Annotated in this window: 21 protein-coding genes; 9 read left to right on the top strand and 12 right to left on the bottom strand. The window is 60.2% G+C overall.

Annotated features, from left to right (window positions below; translation table 11 throughout):
* The first annotated feature begins 24 nt into the window (after window positions 1-24).
* Entirely contained in the window at window positions 25-240 is a 216-nt protein-coding gene (locus WB650_RS05515) for a hypothetical protein (protein WP_423959707.1), read from the top strand.
* A gap of 17 nt (window positions 241-257) precedes the next feature.
* Here WB650_RS05515 and WB650_RS05510 read toward each other — a convergent pair whose 3' ends face one another.
* From WB650_RS05510 to WB650_RS05480, 7 genes are all read right to left on the bottom strand, one after another.
* Entirely contained in the window at window positions 258-536 is a 279-nt protein-coding gene (locus WB650_RS05510; RefSeq protein ID WP_423959705.1) for a hypothetical protein, read from the bottom strand.
* Entirely contained in the window at window positions 533-1,039 is a 507-nt protein-coding gene (locus tag WB650_RS05505; RefSeq protein ID WP_423959704.1) for an ERCC4 domain-containing protein, read from the bottom strand. The genes WB650_RS05510 and WB650_RS05505 overlap by 4 nt, the downstream gene beginning before the upstream one ends.
* Before the next feature lie 251 nt (window positions 1,040-1,290).
* On the bottom strand, window positions 1,291-2,388 hold the full coding sequence (locus WB650_RS05500) for a phage/plasmid primase, P4 family (RefSeq protein WP_423959702.1): 1,098 nt from the start codon (window positions 2,386-2,388) through the stop codon (window positions 1,291-1,293).
* A 4-nt stretch (window positions 2,389-2,392) separates the two neighbouring features.
* Window positions 2,393-2,806: a hypothetical protein gene (locus WB650_RS05495; protein ID WP_423959701.1), complete on the bottom strand. Its 414-nt coding sequence runs from the start codon at window positions 2,804-2,806 to the stop codon at window positions 2,393-2,395.
* Window positions 2,803-3,684 carry a bifunctional DNA primase/polymerase gene (locus WB650_RS05490; RefSeq protein WP_423959699.1) on the bottom strand — a complete coding sequence of 294 codons (882 nt, stop codon included), beginning with the start codon at window positions 3,682-3,684 and terminating at the stop codon, window positions 2,803-2,805. Before WB650_RS05490 ends, WB650_RS05495 begins: the two co-directional genes overlap by 4 nt.
* 602 nt (window positions 3,685-4,286) lie before the next feature.
* The gene (locus WB650_RS05485) at window positions 4,287-4,523 is read right to left on the bottom strand and encodes a helix-turn-helix transcriptional regulator (RefSeq protein WP_423959697.1); all 237 of its coding nucleotides are present in this window, start codon (window positions 4,521-4,523) and stop codon (window positions 4,287-4,289) included.
* 81 nt (window positions 4,524-4,604) lie between these two features.
* Entirely contained in the window at window positions 4,605-5,801 is a 1,197-nt protein-coding gene (locus tag WB650_RS05480) for a tyrosine-type recombinase/integrase (RefSeq protein ID WP_423959695.1), read from the bottom strand.
* Window positions 5,802-6,102: 301 nt separating this feature from the next.
* On the opposite strand from WB650_RS05480, the gene WB650_RS05475 reads away from it, so the two are divergent.
* Genes WB650_RS05475 through WB650_RS05460 form a run of 4 tightly spaced genes read left to right on the top strand, consistent with a single transcriptional unit; the run spans window position 6,103 to window position 9,749 of the window.
* Window positions 6,103-6,765 (top strand): TetR/AcrR family transcriptional regulator, encoded by a 663-nt coding sequence (locus WB650_RS05475; protein ID WP_422305019.1) that lies wholly within the window; start codon window positions 6,103-6,105, stop codon window positions 6,763-6,765.
* Window positions 6,762-7,649, top strand: coding sequence for an efflux RND transporter periplasmic adaptor subunit (locus WB650_RS05470; protein WP_422305021.1), 888 nt, complete (start codon window positions 6,762-6,764; stop codon window positions 7,647-7,649). The genes WB650_RS05475 and WB650_RS05470 overlap by 4 nt, the downstream gene beginning before the upstream one ends.
* Window positions 7,603-8,613 carry an ATP-binding cassette domain-containing protein gene (locus WB650_RS05465; protein ID WP_422305023.1) on the top strand — a complete coding sequence of 337 codons (1,011 nt, stop codon included), beginning with the start codon at window positions 7,603-7,605 and terminating at the stop codon, window positions 8,611-8,613. Before WB650_RS05470 ends, WB650_RS05465 begins: the two co-directional genes overlap by 47 nt.
* Window positions 8,614-8,624: 11 nt before the next feature.
* A complete protein-coding gene (locus tag WB650_RS05460) occupies window positions 8,625-9,749 on the top strand; it encodes an ABC transporter permease (protein WP_422305025.1) in 1,125 nt (374 codons plus the stop codon).
* Window positions 9,750-10,000: 251 nt separating this feature from the next.
* Here WB650_RS05460 and WB650_RS05455 read toward each other — a convergent pair whose 3' ends face one another.
* The 5 genes from WB650_RS05455 to WB650_RS05435 form a co-directional block, all read right to left on the bottom strand.
* Window positions 10,001-10,369: a response regulator gene (locus tag WB650_RS05455; RefSeq protein ID WP_422305027.1), complete on the bottom strand. Its 369-nt coding sequence runs from the start codon at window positions 10,367-10,369 to the stop codon at window positions 10,001-10,003.
* Window positions 10,370-10,373: 4 nt separating this feature from the next.
* A complete protein-coding gene (locus tag WB650_RS05450) occupies window positions 10,374-11,792 on the bottom strand; it encodes a two-component system sensor histidine kinase NtrB (protein WP_422305029.1) in 1,419 nt (472 codons plus the stop codon).
* Between the two features lie 116 nt (window positions 11,793-11,908).
* Entirely contained in the window at window positions 11,909-12,712 is an 804-nt protein-coding gene (locus WB650_RS05445; protein ID WP_422305031.1) for a response regulator, read from the bottom strand.
* Window positions 12,713-12,933: 221 nt separating this feature from the next.
* A complete protein-coding gene (locus WB650_RS05440) occupies window positions 12,934-13,944 on the bottom strand; it encodes a mechanosensitive ion channel family protein (protein WP_423959692.1) in 1,011 nt (336 codons plus the stop codon).
* Window positions 13,945-14,037: 93 nt separating this feature from the next.
* A complete protein-coding gene (locus tag WB650_RS05435) occupies window positions 14,038-14,646 on the bottom strand; it encodes a TraR/DksA C4-type zinc finger protein (RefSeq protein ID WP_422301647.1) in 609 nt (202 codons plus the stop codon).
* Between the two features lie 486 nt (window positions 14,647-15,132).
* On the opposite strand from WB650_RS05435, the gene WB650_RS05430 reads away from it, so the two are divergent.
* From WB650_RS05430 to WB650_RS05415, 4 genes are all read left to right on the top strand, one after another.
* On the top strand, window positions 15,133-15,666 hold the full coding sequence (locus WB650_RS05430) for a hypothetical protein (RefSeq protein WP_422301649.1): 534 nt from the start codon (window positions 15,133-15,135) through the stop codon (window positions 15,664-15,666).
* 95 nt (window positions 15,667-15,761) lie between these two features.
* Window positions 15,762-16,379: a hypothetical protein gene (locus tag WB650_RS05425; RefSeq protein WP_422301651.1), complete on the top strand. Its 618-nt coding sequence runs from the start codon at window positions 15,762-15,764 to the stop codon at window positions 16,377-16,379.
* A 57-nt stretch (window positions 16,380-16,436) separates the two neighbouring features.
* Entirely contained in the window at window positions 16,437-16,904 is a 468-nt protein-coding gene (locus WB650_RS05420) for a CYTH domain-containing protein (protein ID WP_422301652.1), read from the top strand.
* Between the two features lie 34 nt (window positions 16,905-16,938).
* Window positions 16,939-17,514 carry a CBS domain-containing protein gene (locus WB650_RS05415; RefSeq protein WP_422301654.1) on the top strand — a complete coding sequence of 192 codons (576 nt, stop codon included), beginning with the start codon at window positions 16,939-16,941 and terminating at the stop codon, window positions 17,512-17,514.
* Window positions 17,515-17,538: the final 24 nt, after the last annotated feature.

Here is a 17,538-nt window from a genome sequence, read left to right as displayed (position 1 = left end):
TACAAGGATAGTCCGACGATTCTCATGTTTCCCGTTAAGGTCGAACAGTCGTGGACGGCGCCAATAGTCTTTCGAGATGAGGATAGCTGCGAACGGTTCCGGCTCGCCGAACCTGTCGACGATCTGATGCGGCAATCCTTCTGCGCACCAATGGCGCTCCTGCCGGGCGCTTCGTATCGTGGACTCGATCGCGAACATCTCGCTGTCTCGCCGACCGGGATCTGGTTTTATCAGCAGTGAAATCATCCGGTCTGGCCTTAGAATGGGATGTCGTCATCCATCGGCGCGGGCCCGGTCGCTTGCCTGGCGCCGGCATGGTTGCCGTTCGCCGAATCCTTGGGCCTCACGCTCAAGCCGTAGAACTTGCCCTTGTCGGATTCATTGAGCCAGCCGGACAACCAGAAGCTCGAAGCTCGGTTGCAGTGCGGGCAGACTACGTTGTCGAGCGAGCCCGAAATGTCGGGATCCTTTTTGCCCTGGCGCTTGCGCTTGTTGGCGCTGATGATGCCACTGTTCTTGTAATCGCTTCGTGTCATGAGAGACCTCGTCCTTCGGGTTCAACTGCCGGGCCCGCGATGCCGCAACCAGTGCGTGATGCAAGCTCGTACCGTGCGTGACGGAGCAGGGTTGCTACCGTGGTGGCTGCGAGCGCTCGATTACCTGCGAAGATCGGGGCGACAGAATATTTGAAGGTCCAGGCCAGCACGGAACCCATTACCTGACTTGCGGTAAGCTGTCTGCCAGCCGTCGCCGCGACGAGATCAGCGAGCGTCCCCTCTATGACCAGCGCTCGATAGTGGAATTGCGCGAGCCGTGCGAGTTCGCGCTCGAAGCGGTCACGCTGGCCGCCGATGCAACCCAGCAGGTCGCTGACCGATTTGCGCTCGATGCCGACCACGTCGCGCATGTCGACGCCATCGGCGAGAACGCTATAGTCGCCGGTCTTGAGGGTGGCGCGTTCCGTGGTGACGCCGCCGGGGAACAGCAGCGGGGTCTGCTCTCTCGAATCGATCAGCACGGTTAAGGATAGAGATCGCATACCTATCGCCTATTCATGGTACCTAAAGCGGTACCTATTCCAAATACTCCCCGAGAAACTTGTTGAAAATCCTACCATATTCTGATTAAGCCCCACTGACTCGGTCTCTGAGAATCGCGCGCCAATCCCATGCTTTCACTCGAAGAGTGCAGACTGTGCAGACGCCCCAGTATTAGGACGTACGCACGCGCGCGTGTGACGCTCCGATATAGTAAGTCTGCACGGTCTGCACTCCGTTGAGGCGATGCTCCTCACAGCAGTTCCTCGGAGCGGGTGAGGCGAGCACGTTCTGCGCCGGTCAACTGGAAGCCAATGGGCACCATCCCGGCGTTGGTTTTGAATTTCCCCACGTCGTGGTCGCCGAGCATCGTGCTGAAGGCGTTGTAGCTGGCCGGGCGCTCGCGCCGAGTCCCGCACCACTCGTTGAACGACTTGATGAGAAGGCTGATGAGGTCGCGGCCTTTCGCACCGTGCGGGTCCACGTCTTCGCAGCACTCGGCGCGCCACTGGGCGAATATGTCGTCGTTAGAAATTGACTCTGAGCTGTCGGCGATGACCTGCGGCGGCGGTTTCAATCCGATCCGTTGCCACTCTCGGCAGCCGTCGATCATCCATCTGAAAATTGCCGGCCATTCGGCGCGTAGCTTCGCAGCGAGCCCGTTGTCGCGCCGTGCAATGCGCTCAGGCGGAAGGTCGGGCGATGCTGGCGCACCGTCGGGGTCGATGAACTGCATCCTGAACTCGACCAATAACAATCGCTGAATGGCGGCGGCGTTATGACTCTCGAAAGTCGGTCGGTGGTTTCCGAGCACCATCAGCTTGCCGACTACCGGGAAGGTAACCGGGTTGCCGCGCATCGGATTTGCCGTCAGCATATCGCCGCCGACGATCTCCATAAGGCGCGACTGATTCCAGCACGCGCCCTTGCGGATCTCGTTGGCGACGATGAGGCGCGCACCGCGAAGCGGCATGAGTTCAGCTCGATGAGGTTCGACGGGGCGCTGCATCAATACTTCCGATGGTAGCCTCACCGCGTAGTCGCGCAGGATTCCGAACGGCTGGTCGGCGAAGAGATTTTTCCCACTGCGGCCGGTGCTGTGCAGGAAGAGAAATTTTTGCTCAGTCGTCAGACCCGTGCACAGATAGCCGCACCATCTTTGAAGGAAGGCGATTAGCTCGAAGTCGGGCCCGCTGTGGTCGCGGAGCGGAAAAGTCGTCTCGAGGAAGCGTTGCCATTCGGGCGCTGGGGTTCCTGGCGGCGCCGAATCGACAGCGCACCGTTTGGAAATGAAATCCTCCGGGCGTGGCGTGCGGAGGCCGTCTTCACTGGAACTCTGGTCTTGCAGCATGGCTCTATTCACCACCTAGACACACAGTCTTAGTCGGGGCGCCGAGCAGCAGCGGGTCGGCGTCGAATTCATTGGACAACATTGAAATGCTCTGATCGTCGGACGCCAGCGAGCTGACAGCGTATCGGGCCTTTGCAGAAGTGAGAGAGCGCGCGAATTGCTCGTATCGCTTGATTGCGAGCGCCGCCGCTCCCGCACGCCGGCAAATGTCGCGGGCCCAGTCAAATACTTGACGGCGTTGGTCGCGGCGCCAGCAGGTACCATCGAAAACAAACCATTCATTCAGGTCGCCTACGAAGCGCGCCTCGTGGCGATGTTCGTTGACGAAGTCGAGCGCCAACTTCTCTTCTGAGAATTCATGGATCGCGATCGCTTTTGCCGACTTGGGCTTCGCGTTCAGCTCGAAAACGTTGGTCACGGCGCGGCCTCCGTAGCCGGCTCAATCCACACCACATCCCGGAGCGGCCGTTGCCGCGGGTGGGCGAGACCGGCTTCGAGGCAACGTGCGATCGTATCGTGGGAGTGGCTCGGATTCGGCCATGCATCGGCGATTGCGTGCAACGCCGCTCGAAGCTCAGTGGCATCCGCTTCCCCACCGCCTGCGAGTTGGCCGAGTTTAAACGCGGTGCGGCTGAGCCGGTCGTTGCGGCAACCTTCGGTAGCTGCTGCGAGTTCGCCGAGCTCGTCATCGATGATCTTGCGCGCCCAGGCGCCGACGTGTCCGTCGAATTCCTGCGGCCGAAGCGGCATCACCGCGACTTGCCGCTTAACCTGTTCCTGCAATAGCCAGTCAATTAGCCAGTCGGGCGCGTCGGCAATAGCTACTTCGCCGAGCGCGTGTCCTGAATCGTACTGATATTCAAAGCCCTGGTTGTGGGTGCCAGCAGCAACTGCCATTCCGCCGGTGCCGCGAACATCTATTCCTGGCGCCAGCGCGCCCGCAGAATTTCTCACTTCGATTCCTGGGCATCTGAAGTAGTAATGCAACCCCTTGCGCGTGCGCACCAAGACCGTCACGGGCATGCCGCGCATCTCAAGCCACTCGATCGCGTCAGCGCTATCGGCGTCGACGACAAAGATTTTCGTCGCGAGGCCGGTGGGGATAGCTGCGCCTGCATCAGGAAATCGCCGGCACCAGTCGGCGACCTCGCCGTCAGAGGGCGGTTGCGATTGGAAGTCGCGCCACTTAACCAGCGGCAACTTGCCCGCTTCGCTGCATGCGATGGGGAATGCCCACAGATTGTGCTCGGCGAGATGATCCAGAATGCGCCTCAAGCGCCGCAACGTTGGTCTCATTGCAGCACCGTGTTCGGTGGCCGAAGCTGAAGCTGCGCAGTCGCTCGCGCGAGTCGTGCCCGGAGCGTTTTGTTTTCGGCGATCAGAACTACAAGGGATTGTCGCTGTGCCTTGATGACGCTGTCCGCGAGACTGACGAGAACGTCGACGGGGATTTCGGCGCCACTTGTAGCCCTCGGCGCACTATGACAAGGTGATGCGAGTTTGGCGGGTCGTGATTTTGCCACGGCTCGGCCTCCTGTTTGAAAACGCTGCGGAGTGTAGACCGCGGCGTTTTCGTTTCTGTGGAATTGATTGACTTAGTTGAGCGGGGTCCGGGTCCGGTGCAGGCGCTCGGGCAGCGCTGCGCGTTGCCGGGCGTCGTGTGCGTGGGCGCCTGGCTGAGCGCATGATCAAGGGCATCATCAGCCGCCAGACCATCTGCAGGAAGTCATGCAGACGCCGCCGGCGATCCAGACCGCGAAGTTCGCGCATGTGTCGCGCCTTCAGCGCGGTGAGCCGGACCTCGAAGGCGCTCGGTTGAAGTAAGAGTTCTGTGCCGGCGCAGAGTCCAGAAGGCGCGCGCGATCGCGCATAATCGCGGAGCAAGCTTCGCACGGTGGTTAGGCCGCGCGCGCGGCGCCGTAGGCGGCGTGTGGGCGAGTCGCCAACCAGTTAATGATCTCGCTACGGAGCCACCCGTTTTTCCTGCCGGTGATTTTCATCGGCGCTGGAAACTGGCCCTCTCGGCAGAGCCTCCAGATCGTCACTTGATGGAGTCCGACCAGCTCAACGACGTCGCGGGTCGCGAGAACGGGGTCTGTAATCTCAGGTGATTGTGAGTTACTGCTTGATCTCATTCCATTTTACCTACTGGTTTGAGGATCAAGTTCAAGCCCATCGCGCAATTATTATCCACTCTGGCTAGATGACAACGGTTGTCACGCTCGTAGGTTTACCACCTTCTTTGCAGCGGGCGTACTGGAGACGATAGCGGCGAGTCGCCGGTCCCATTTGAGCAGCGCCGCGCGCTTCTCCTTGTCGTAGCTGTGCCGGTCGTAGACCTTCGTCACGCCGCCCTCCGTATGATTCAGAATTTTTGAGACCGTCAGCCGGTCGACCCCGATCGCTGTCATGCCCGAGGCCGCAGTGCGGCGCAGGTCATGAAAGCGGAAGTCGACCAACTTCGCGCGCTCGCGGATGCGAACAATCCACTTCTGAGGATTGGCGACCGCGCGCCCGATCCTGCCACCAGTAAATACAAATTCAGATCGTTTATCGACTGGGAGTGAACGCAGAAGGCTGACCGCGGTGGGCGCCAGCGGGATGCGGTGTTCTTCGCCGTTTTTGGATCTGGCCGCCGGCAGCGTCCACATCGAATGATCGAGATCGAGTTCTGACCACGCTAGTCCTAAGATCTCCGTTTTCCTGGCGGCTGTAAGTAGCGCCAACTTGTAGATGGCCCGCACCTTGAGCGGCTCGGGCTCAAGCGCTTTCCACAGTTCGCGGACCTCATCATCGGAGAGTCGGCGCTCGCGCGATTTTTCGAGAGCTGGCCGCGGCACCTTGTGAGCCGGATTGAACTCCATCAGATCGCGGCCGATCGCGAAGTTGAAGATCGTCGAACATAGAGCCCGTACGCGGTTGGCGTGAATTGGCGCGCCCCGAGCGACAATTTCATCCAGCAGTGCGATGACGTCGCGTCGGCGAATATCCGGCAGTTTGCGATTCTTCCAGACGGGCAGCAGGTCGGCGTTCAGCATGTATACGTCCTCGGCCACGCTGCGCGGTTTCTTTTTCGGCCGGGCGTGATGCTTGAGGTAGAGATCGGACAGCTCGCCGAAGGTCGGATCCACTTTGGCCTGAGCCCGTTCTTGTGCTGGATCTGCTCCTTTGACGATATCACCGAGCTTGCTAGTCGCCTCGTCGCGCGCATCTGCGACGGACATATCGGGGAACCGGCCAAGCGCGAGGCGCCGCTTGCGGCCGTGCTGTCGATACATCAGCAGCCACGTCTTGGTGCCCCCCTTCGAGACGCGAATTCCGAATCCAGGCTTGCGCGTGTCCCAATAATCGATCTGACCCGTCGCAGGCGATTTCAATGCTGCGACCGCTGTGGCAGTGAGGTTCTTTTTCATCAGGGGCTCCTACGGATTTAGGTACCAGTTAGGTACCATCTTGGCCGCAATAGCCTGCAATGTCAAGAATCGATTAGAACGCAGAACACCGCGTCCACGTTGGGGTATCAGCTCAATCTATGATTGCGGCTCATAGCAGCAAATTGCGAGATAAACAGACTTCGGATCTGAGGGTTGGGGGTTCGAATCCCTCCGGGCGCGCCACCTCCCGCCGCGATAGACGGTCTCTAGCGCACGATCTCCGGGTGCCCGTTGACTCGTCGCCCTCCCCCATTCAATATTATGACTGACTGGTCAGTTTATGGATAAAAACAACACAAATTCGTCTGGAATTACAAACGGACGTCCTTTTCATGTTCACGACGAACAGGCTGCCAAGCGCGAACGGATACTCGCTGCCGCGCTCAAGCTGTTCGCGCACGAGCCCTACCAGGCGGTCACGATGGACCGCGTCGCCGTAGCTGCCGGGGTCGCCAAAGGGACGCTATATCTCTACTTTCCGTCGAAGGACGCGCTCTATCTCGGCGTTTTGAGCGACGGCCTCGACACCGCCTATCGCACCTATCAGGCCAGCGCCGACCCGAAGCTGCCGGTGGTCGAGCGGATGCGCCGTTCGATTGCGGTGATGGTCGAGTTCTACGATCAGCGGCGCGATTTTCTTCAGTTCTATGCGACCGAGGAGCCGCGGCTGTCCGAGGCGCGCAATCGGATCATCGAAGGATCGCGCGAACGCGCTTTCAATTTTTTCGCGTCACTGATTGAAGAAGGAATCCGGGTCGGCGTGTTTACGCGGGTCGATCCGCGGCTCGCGACCTTTACGATCCAGGGCGCGATTCGGTCGGTGCTCCTCTACTACGGACCGAGCCGCCCGGTTTCTGAGATAAGCCGCGAGCTTGGCAACCTGATGCTCCGATCGCTCGGCGCAGACCCGGTGCAGGTCTCGAAGCCGGTGCATCCGCAATGATTCGAACTCTTGTTCGCAGAGTCATCCGGCTGGCTATTCTCGGCGTCGTTATCTTCGGATTCTATATGTTCGGGCACGCCTACCTGTGGCCGCCCGAGGATCGTTCGAACATCAAGGTGGTCGGCATGGTCGAGGCGCCCGAAGTAAATATCACCAGCCGAATCGGCGGGCGCATCAAGCAACTCGATTTGCTCGAGGGCGACCACGTCAAGAAGGGACAGGTGGTCGCGTGGATCGAGGACATCGATCTGAAGAATCAGCTGGCCAAGTCCAACGCCGATCTCGCTCATGCGCAGGCCAACCTGGCGCAAGCGCGGCGCGACCTTGCGCGCAACGAAACGCTGGCGAAGGCAAATGTGGTTGGGACCAAGGTTCGCGATGATGCTATCACCCTCGTGCAGCAGGACGAGGCCGACGTGCTGAGTGCGCAGGCCAATTCGAAGTTCTATGCCGATCAAATCGTAGACACCGAGATAAAATCGCCGGTCGATGGGGTCATCGTCAGCAAGGCGCTCGAGGTCGGTGAATGGGTGACTCCGGGCGTGCCGATTCTGACCGTTGACGATCTCTCGACGATTTGGGCGCGGGTCGACGTCGAAGAGACCGACCTTGGTTCGCTCTACATCGGTAAGTCGGCGCAGGTCGAGTTGCCGACGAATCCGCCGCAGATTTTCACCGGGCGCGTGATGGCAATCGGGCAGGAAGGCGAGTTCGCGACCGAGCGCGACGTGCGGCGCGGACGCCAGGACATCCGCACCTTCTACGTCAAGGTCCAGGTGTTGCAGGCCGAAGGCGAACTCAAACCCGGGATGACCGCGGAAGTCACTTTTCCGCGCAATGATGGAACCCGACTCACTAGCAATACAAACCAAAGACCTGACTAAGCGCTTCGGCGCTTTCACCGCGGTCGACAAGGTCAACTTCGAAGTCCGTCGCGGCGAGGTCTTCGGACTGCTCGGGCCCAACGGCGCCGGCAAGACGACGCTGGTGCGGATGCTGACCACGTTGATACCGCCGAGCGGCGGGCAGGCATTCGTCGCGGGCTTCGACGTTGCGCGCTATCCACGCCAGGTGCGCGAGAATATCGGCGTCATTCCGCAGGCGCTCACCTCGGATCTCGATCTGACAGGATGGGAGAACGTCGATATCTACGGCGAGTTCTTCGGCCTGTCGCGCCGCGAGCGCCGCGAACGAGGGCATCGCCTGCTCCACCTGGTCGGGTTGACCGAGCGCGCGAATGATCTGGTCGCGACTTACTCCGGCGGGATGCGCCGACGCCTTGAAATCGCGCGCGGCCTGATTCATTCGCCCGACGTGCTGTTTCTCGACGAGCCGACGATTGGACTTGATCCGCAAAGTCGCCGCGCGGTGCACGACCTGCTCGAAACGCTGCGCAAGGAAAGCGAGATCACTATCTCGCTCACGACGCACTACATGGACGAGGCCGAGTCGCTCTGCGACCGGATCGCGATCGTCGATGGCGGCAAGATTATCGCGCTCGACACGCCGGTCGGACTCAAGTCGATGGTGCCGGGCGCGGACCGGATCGATCTGGTGGTCGAAAAAAATCCCGACGCGATCGCCGAGATGCTGCGGCCGATGCCGTATCTGCGCGAGGTGAATCGCGACGGCGGCAACCGCTTGCAGCTTTCCTCCAACGATGGCGCACACGCGATTCCGAAGATCCTCGAGGCGATCGACGCCGCCGGCGATCGCGTGACTTCGATCACCGTGCAGAAGCTCTCGCTCGAAGACGTCTTTATCCATTACACCGGGCGCACGCTGCGCGACGAGCCGGCCAAGAAGGTCAGCATGTTCGTCGGCGCCGGGATGCCGCAGCAGCGCTGAGGAGGCCGCCGATGTTTGGGCTCAAGTTCCTGGCAATCATGCGCCGCGACCTCAAGAAGCTGACGCGCAATCCAATCACACTGGTCTCAGTCATCCTGATGCCGATCGTGTATCTCGTGATCATCGGCAATTCGTTCCAGGGCCAGCTCAAGCATCTGCCGATCGTGGTCGTCGAGCAGGATCACGGACTCTACGCGCGCCGCATCGTCGAACAGTTGCTCGCGCTGCAGGCGGGACCGAAGACCGTTGACGTCACCTTCGAAACCGATCCGGGCAGCGCCGTTGACGAAGTGCGCGACGGACTCTTCAAGGGCGTCGTCGTCATCCCGCCCGACTTCAGCCACGACGTCGCCGAAGGCCGTATCGCGCAGATTGGACTGTTCACCGACAACGTCGACAGCATCAGCTCGCAGACCCTCGAAGGCGTGCTCGACCAGGCCGCCGCAACAATCAAAGTTGCCTATGTCACCGCGCGCGAACCCAAACTCAACGACATCTCGCTGCGCCCGAGTTGGCTGTTCCCGTACGTCGACTACGATCGGTCGCTTATCCCCGGCGTTATCGTGATGGCCATCTTCATGGGCTCGCTGATGTCGGGCGTGTTCAACTGGGTGATGGACAAATTCATGGGCGTCACCGAGTGCTACCTGGTGACTCCGCTCTCGCGATGGGACATCGCCGGCGGCATCCTGGCCAGCGGCGTGACGGTGACCAGCATCGGCGGGATACTGGTCTTGTTCCTGGGCCTGATGATCACACGCGGGCGAATCCTGGGCGGTCCGATGGCGCTGTTGATGCTGATCGGAATAATCATCATCAGCGCGACCGGCCTGCTCGCGATGACGTTCTCGATGCTCGGGCGCGCGGGCCATCCGCGTCTGGTCGGCACGTTCTCTGGGTTTCTGAACGTGATCCTGTTTTTCCCGAGCGGCGCGATCTATCCGGTCGAGAGTTTCCCGCCGTGGCTAAGAGCCTTCGCGCATTTCAATCCTGAGACTCATTCAGTGAGCGCAATCAAACAGATCCTTTTCAAAGGCGCAGACTTCACCGCAGTAAGCGGCGACATCGCATTCCTGCTGGTGTTCATGGTGCTGATGCTGGTGCTGGCGAGCGTCTCGTTCAAACGGACGCTGTAGTTTCTCCGCGCAGGTGGGTCCCTCTCATCTGGTCCCCCTTCCCGCTCGGGAAGGGGCTAGGGGTTAGGTTGCTGCGCGTCAACGGCAACGCTGCATCAAAAGAAGGAGCGCTGCGCGATTTCAGAGACCGGAACCGGGTTCGCGTCGCGCGAACCTGTCCGGAGGCCAGAAGCCATTTCCTGCCGCTCGCGTTGCTCGCTTCGTCAGGATGAGAGAATTTGCTCGCGCTGCTCGTTTCGTCGGAGATCTACTCACCGCCCAAGCGCTTCGACGATAACCCTTTGCAGTTCGGCGATTGAGACTGGTTTCAACAGCGAGATGTTTGCTCCGGCGGCGTGGGCGGCGTTGTTCAGTTCGGGGGCGTTGTGTCCGGACATCACGATAATCGGCGTGGTCTCCGACTTGGCGCGGATGTGACGGATGATCTCGATGCCGCTGGTGTCGGGCAGGCTCAAGTCGGTTATGACCAGGTCGGGCGACTCGGCATCGATCAACTGGATCGCTTCGTTCGCATCGAAGGCCGCGATGCAATTGTGGCCCGCGCGTTGGAGCAGTCTCACGTACGCGTCTACCAAGTCGCGCTCATCGTCCACGATCAATATTTTGGCTGGCGCAGGCATCGGCCTAGCGGCCCGATCGACTGCTGTGTGCGGCAGTCATTTGCGGTGGCGGCGACGTTTCTTCGCGCGCCGTAAGCTTCGCGCGTCCCGATGACGACTCGCCCATCGTCGGCAGCGTTATTGCGAAAGTGGTGCCTTTGCCCATCTCGGATTCGACGGTGATGCTGCCGCCGTGGTCTTGCACGATCCGTTGGCTCAACCAGAGACCCAAACCGGTCCCTTTCGCCTTGGTCGTGAAAAACGGCTGAAACAGTTTGCCGAGCACGTCGCTCGGGATTCCCGCGCCGTCGTCCACGATTGCCAGGCGAAGATGGCCCGCGCGTCCCGGCGCAGGAGCCACCTCGATTCGTATCAGGTGCGCGCCCGCGTCGCGCGCGTTCAGAATAAAATTGATGAGCACCTGCTCGAGGCCAGTTGGCTCCGCCATCACCGGCGGCAGCGAGCGATCCAGGCTGGTCTCGTATCTCAACGCGCTGCCCTTGGCCTCGGCGCCGACTATCAGCATCGCCTCTTCGACCGCGACGTTCATATCCACCGCCTGGCGCGAGCCGGGGCGCTGACGGGCGAGCGAGAGCATGTTGTGCGAGATGCGGCTGGCGCGCTCGATGTTCTTTTGCAGGACCAGCAAATCGTCGCGCGTTTGCTTGCTGAGATCCTGATCCGACGCCAGCATCAGCTCGATTCGCGAGGCCATCACGGCCAGCGGGTTGTTGAGCTCGTGCGCGATTCCGGCGGCGACGGCGGCGAGCGCGTCGACGGTTTCATTACGGCGCGCTTCTCGCTCCATCGCCCGGCGCTCGGTGATATCTGTGATGAAGGCGATCACCAGCTTGCCGTGATGGGTATGCACGACGTTGAGACTGACCTCGACGGGAAATTCAGTGCCGTCCTTTCGGCGCCCCGCAATGTCCATCCCACGGCCCATCGCGCGGGATCTTGGCGCTCCAAAAAAAGCGCTGCGATGCGCCTCGTGGCGATAATGGAAGCGTTGCGGCACCAGGATTTCTATCGGCTGACCCACCAGCTCCATTTCATGGTAACCGAACATCTCCTGCCCGCGCGGATTGAGCTGCCGAATCATTCCGTTGCTGTCGGCGGAGATAATTCCCTCGACCGATGACTCGAAGTAGCCGCGCGCACGCACGAGAGCTTCCTCGCGAGCCGCAACCGAGACGCGGATGGTCTGCATGTAGCGTGCGGCGACGAGGTAGAGCAGGAGAGCGTTGACGCACACGAACATCAGGCGGTTGAGGTCGTTCGAATGCGCCGGCATCAGCGACAGCACCCGATCCGACATGGCAACCCAGATTAGTCCGCCAAGCGCATAGTAAAACGCGATGCGCAGGGGCCGGCTGCGATAGATCGGCACATGATTCAATGCGCCGTGTTCGGTCAGTTTGTGGGTGCCGTTATCGTGCGCCATCAGGACGGTTACTTTAGTCCTCCGGCGCGCTCCAAGGTAGCGGGGTCGTCTTAGGCCATCTTCAGGTCATTTGGGCCAATTCGAGAGCCTTCGATATTCAACGACGACAGTTCCCGCTAGTGGATGCTCATTACTGGCGCGTGGCGCGGCGGATGAGATTCATGCCGCGCACTGGGGATCCCGAGGTCGCGCGTCACGTTGCCAAGAGCGGTTGCGATGAACGCCACGTTGGAAATTCGACGTTCGTCCTGGCGCATCGGTACTATCGTCATCGAAACCGGGATTTCGGCGCCGTCGCTTCGGACCTGCCAAGTTGGGAACCGTGGGATGATTTCGCCGCCGAGCGCTCGATCATACATTCGGCGGATTTCTTCGCGTCGACCAGCAGGCAGCAGAATCTCGTTGGCGAGGCCGAGAATCTCGAGCTCGGCGTACCCGTACATTTTTCGAGCCGCCAGGTTAATCGCGGTGATCCTGCCGGCGACGTCTACGCTATGAACTCCGTCAGGAATCGAATTGACGACCATCGCCATCAGCTCGTTGAAATCTTCGCGCCGCTTGCTCTCCATCGCGGCCCCGGTCACCGCCGCCAGCTCTTCGAAGCCGTCGGGCTTTAGCAGGTAGTGATACAGCCCGTGCTTGAACGCTCCCGCCACCACCTCTTCGCCGCCGTTGCCGGTGAGCATGATCACGCGGCTTCGCGGCCATCGCTTGCGCACGCGCTGGAGGATCGACAATCCGTCGCTCCATCCAAGCCAATAGTCGGTGATCACGATGTCGCAGCCGTCGCGTTTGAGGTGCTCGTTCATCCCAATGGGATCGTCGGCGGCCAGGATCTCCGCGTTCGGAAACGCATGGCGGAGCCGAGCCTGGATAACCATCCGATCGGTAGGGTTGTCTTCCACCAGCAATAAGAACATGCGGAAAAATCCTCGCGCGCGTGAGACGGCACTACGGCATTTCAAAGGAGAGCAATCACTATGCCGAGCGGAAGGGAATTCGTGACGGTTCTGAAAAGCACGAGACGGCTACGAAACAAGGCCGAGGGCCGCACGTAGCGCGCAGTGCCGTCAATTGGGTGTTCCGTAAACTGACCGAGCCGCGTCCTGCAATGAGACACTTCCCGGCACGTTGCTCCCGCTCAGGCCAATTTAATGTCCTTTTGCCGATACCCTTCGGCTACGCGCTTGAAGAACTCGTGGCGTACTTTTTCTATTGCTGCACTGTCGCCGACCCGCAGCAGCACTGCCAATCCCAACCCACTGGCGCTCGCGCTCTGAAAATATACCGAAGGTTCAAATTCAGCGCCGTCACCGTTGACCGACTTCATCGCCGCCGACGCCGACTCGCGGGTCACATCCTCGATGAGCTGGAGATCGGGGCCGGCGGCCACGTTCAGATCGACCTCAACGTTGAGCGCGCCGTCCGATGCGCGCTGGTTGGTTAGAATTGCGTCCACCAGTTGCGAGTTGGGGACAACCACCGCATTGTTGTTCATCATCCGGAACTTGCTGCTGCGCCATCCGAGATCGGTCAGCCATCCCTCCTGGCCGGTCGAGAGCTTCACGTAGTCCCCGACCATCAGCGGCTTGTCGATCACCACGAAGAAGCCCGAGAGCGTGTTCTTCAAAGTCTCCTGGAGGGCCAGCGCGATCGCCAGCGAACCGATACCCAGCGTCGCCAGCAGCGGGCCGATTGAAATTCCGGCGCTTTCCAGGAACATCAGGACGCCCAGGCCGAACACCAGCCCACGCGCGAAGCCAGTCATCAGGCCGTAGCTCTGGCCCAGCACTGGAAATCGAATCGCGGCTCGCCGCATCCAGGAGATCAGGAGACCGTCGGCGAACACCACCAGGGCCAAAATCGTGCCAGCTGAGGTGATTCCGGCGATGACTCGATTCCAGCGATCGGGAATCGGCTCGAGACTCAGCGCCACAATCAGCGCGAGCACGACTGCTCCTATCTTGAGCGCGGGCGAGAGCGCGCTCAGGAGAGCCTCCATCCAATCCCGGTGAGAACCGGTCAGACGCCGGATCAAGCGCAGGACAATCCGGGTGGCGACGAGAAAAATAAACGCCAGCGCGAAAAACGCGCCGACCACGATCGTCCACTTCCAGAAAAAGTACTGAGTCAGGTTTGCCGGTAGACTCATGGGACGCAGGATTACCCCCGCCCTGGGGTAGAGCGAACCCACGTTGGGGTTCGCTGCAAGCAACCGGATCCCGTCGGATTGATTACCGGGGGTCTAGCGCGCCTTTTTCTGCAGGGGCGGTTTCTTTGCTTTCGGCGGACGTCCGCGACGACGCTTCTCGACGCCGGTCGCTTCGAGCTCGTCTTCGTCGGGGCCGAATGCGCTGTCCACCTGCACGTCGTCGTCGGCGGTGGGAACCCGTTCGACGTGCTCTTCAGCGTCGTCCGGATTGTTGAGCTCTTCGGGTCCGGTCCATCGACCGCCGAACGGTTTGGAGAGTCCGCTTTGACCGCTTCGAGCTTCGGTGTTCGCTTCGTTCTGGCAATCGACACAAAATTGCGCGAACGGGATCACCTGGAGACGCGCCAGCGGGATTTCATCGCCGCATCGCGCGCAGGTTCCGTAGACTCCGGCGCCGAGCCTAGCGATTGCCGCGTCGATCGCGCTGAGCCGTTCTTGCGCGCGATCGAACAGGGCAGCGTGCGTCTCGACTTCCGACAACGATCGCGCCACGTCCATTTCGTCAGCGGGAGGCTGGCCGCCATTGCGGGCCTGCTCGCGCATCAATTCTTTGACCCGGGCGAGCGTATCGGCACGCTCTTTAGCGAGCAGACGCTTGAGCGCATCGATTCTTCGTCCGCCGGTATTAACTGCGGATGCCATCTTAGTCTTCTGCCTCTTTACGATTTTTGCAGGTGAAGTTTTTGCAGGTCTATTTTTTGTTCGAGTCTTCATTTTGTCCGACCGTTCAACTTCGATCTTTTAATATCAGCATTGATCGTGCCTCGCGCCACTTTCTGAGAACGAGCGGACTTAATACTCTTTCCACGCACGATTCGAGTCCAGTAGTCTCATATACGGAAATTGTTTCAATTTGGTTGCTTACCGATCCCCGGAGCGCGGCAGTGTATCCGGATCTGAGGGCGGGCGCGAGAGGCTTTCGAAGATCAAAGACGCGCCTGTGCAAAATCGATCGCTTAGCGGACAATCGCACTGATGCCGCATAATTGAGCAGCATCCGATGCCGTTGAACCGTCGAAAACGCTGATTTCCTTGTTGATTTCTCGTTTAGGTTGCTCAAAGAACGTTGGCACAGACAATGCTGAGCAGGCAGGAGTTTTAATTCGGCTCAAGGAGGATCCAATTCGAATGTCTGCAGCTGTATCAGAACAGGTTCTCCAATACGGCCCTTCGAATCAAACTCGGGTAATGAACGAATGCTCGGGGCCTGATCCGTGGCTGAGCGCGCGCTTCGAGCCGGATTTTCTGGTGCCGGTTCAGTTTTTCGATCTCACGCGGCGCCGATCGATGCTCGATGGCGAAACGCGGCTGGTGTTCGCGGTGCTGGAAGACGCGGTCCGATGCTACGTCAAGACAGTGAACTCGATGCGGCGAAGCGACCGCGAGCAATACGAGGAAGTTCAGCGATGGTTCAACGCGGAAGCGGGAATCCATAGTCCGTTTTCTTTCGAGTACGTTTGCGACGTGCTCGGAATCGAAGCGGCGTCATTGCGCGGGCGGCTGGGGATGCTGAGTGTCGACGATCTGCCGACCAAGCAGATGCGATCGGTCGGGCGGCGGCAGGTTGTGCGCGCCGGGCGGTCGTCGCGCAAGCGATCGAATGGGGGAGAGCGTGGATCGTCTGGACGAGGGGTAGGAATGCGGGAGGGCGCGAGCCTTTAGCAACTGAAGGGCGAATCACGCAGCCTGATTTTTCCCAAGCCGGGCGAAAATGTTATCGTGTTAGTCAGCCGCGATAGAGTCTCGGCGCGACGACGATGAGTAATCCGCTCGGAAGATTCGAATTCCGGATTTGGGGAAATCACCTTAGCCCCTTTCGAGATCGGCTGACCGCGATCGCGGTGCCGTCGGAACCGGTTGAAAGCGCGGAAACCTATATCCTGTCGCGTACGACCGACACCGCCAACGTAAAAATTCGCGCCGAGTTGACGGACATCAAGCTGATGACCGAGCAGGTCGGGCGGCTCGAGCGATGGCGGCCGGTGCTGAAGTCCGCGTTCCCACTCGATGCGCGCACGATCGTCGAGCAGGTGTTTCCGCATCTTGGGGTGCCGGTCGAGCAAATCACACAGCCGTCTTACACGCATGGCGAATTTCTTCGCGACCTGGTGCGGCCGCATCGCGATCTTTCGATTGTGCCGGTGGTAAAATTGCGGTGCCAGTTCAGGTCGGAAAAGTTCACGGCGGAATTTGCGGAAGTTCAAATCAGCGGCGGCGCCACTTCGGAGACTGTTGAGATAGAATCGGACGACCCTGCTGCGGTTCTTCGGGCGATCGCAAAACTTGGACTAAACTCTCACGCGAATATAAACTACGTTCGTCACCTGAAGCTGATGACGGGAATGACACCGCGCGCGAGCGCCACGGCCAGCTAGGCGCAGGCGCGAAAGCATCGACGGCATTCGGCTGTCGCGGGGTGGGCACCGAAAACAATGGCGAAGGAAATCGAGCGTAAGTTCCTCGTTCATCCACGAAAATGGAGCGACCTTGGGGCCGGCCAGCCAATTCGCCAGGGATACCTGTGCGCCACGAAAAAATCGTCAGTGCGGGTGCGGACGTACGGAGACCACGCGTATGCAACGATAAAGGGACACACGTCGGACATCACTCGCGACGAATACGAATACGAGATACCGGTGAAGGACGCGAATGAGATCCTGGACAACCTGTGCGAGCATCCACCGATCGAAAAGACCCGCTACCGAATCCTGTACAAGGGCCACACGTGGGAGGTTGATGAATTCGGCGGCGCAAATCACGGACTGACGCTCGCCGAAGTCGAGCTGAAGGATCCCAAGGAAGATGTTGAGCTGCCAGATTGGATCGATCGCGAAGTGAGCGACGATCCGCGCTATTTTAATTCGAACTTGTCGGCCAAGCCGTTCTCCACCTGGAAATAATCACGGCGAGAGCCGACCTCAGGAGTACAATTCTTTGAAAGTCGCCGACTTGATGACTCGTGACGTTCACACGTGCACGATAGATGATTCGTTAAATGGGGCCGCGCGGATAATGTGGGACCACGATTGCGGATGCGCGCCGGTGGTCGATGCGCACGGCAAGCTGGTCGGAATCGTGACCGATCGCGACATCTGCATGGCCGCGTACACCCAAGGCGTGCCGCTCGATGCAATCCGGGTCGAGCGGGTGATGTCGGCGCGAGTGATTTCATGCGGGCGTGGGGACGAGCTCGAGACCGCGCATCAACTGATGCGGACGCACGAGATTCACCGCCTTCCCGTGGTCGATACGCGCGGCCGGCCGATCGGAATCCTGTCTTTGAGCGACGTCATCAATCATTGGCATGGGGATCGCGCAGCCGAGCAGGCGGTCGAGATCGCGGCGACGTTCTCAGCGATTCGGCGCCGTCGCGAGCGCACAGCGGCCGCGCATGCGGCGTCGAATGGAGATACGCCAAACGGAGATGCGGCATCCTCGCAAGTATCGGCCAAGCCGCCGCCGAAAAGAAAACGCACGCGCGCCTCGAAGCCGTCGGCCGATCTTAGCTAGCATTCGCTACCTGATTCGCCACTG

This window comes from Binatus sp. (SeqCode), assembly GCF_049584895.1.
In the GTDB taxonomy this organism is placed as follows: Bacteria; Desulfobacterota; Binatia; order Binatales; family Binataceae; genus Binatus.
This window is presented reverse-complemented; position numbering and strand designations above follow the sequence as displayed.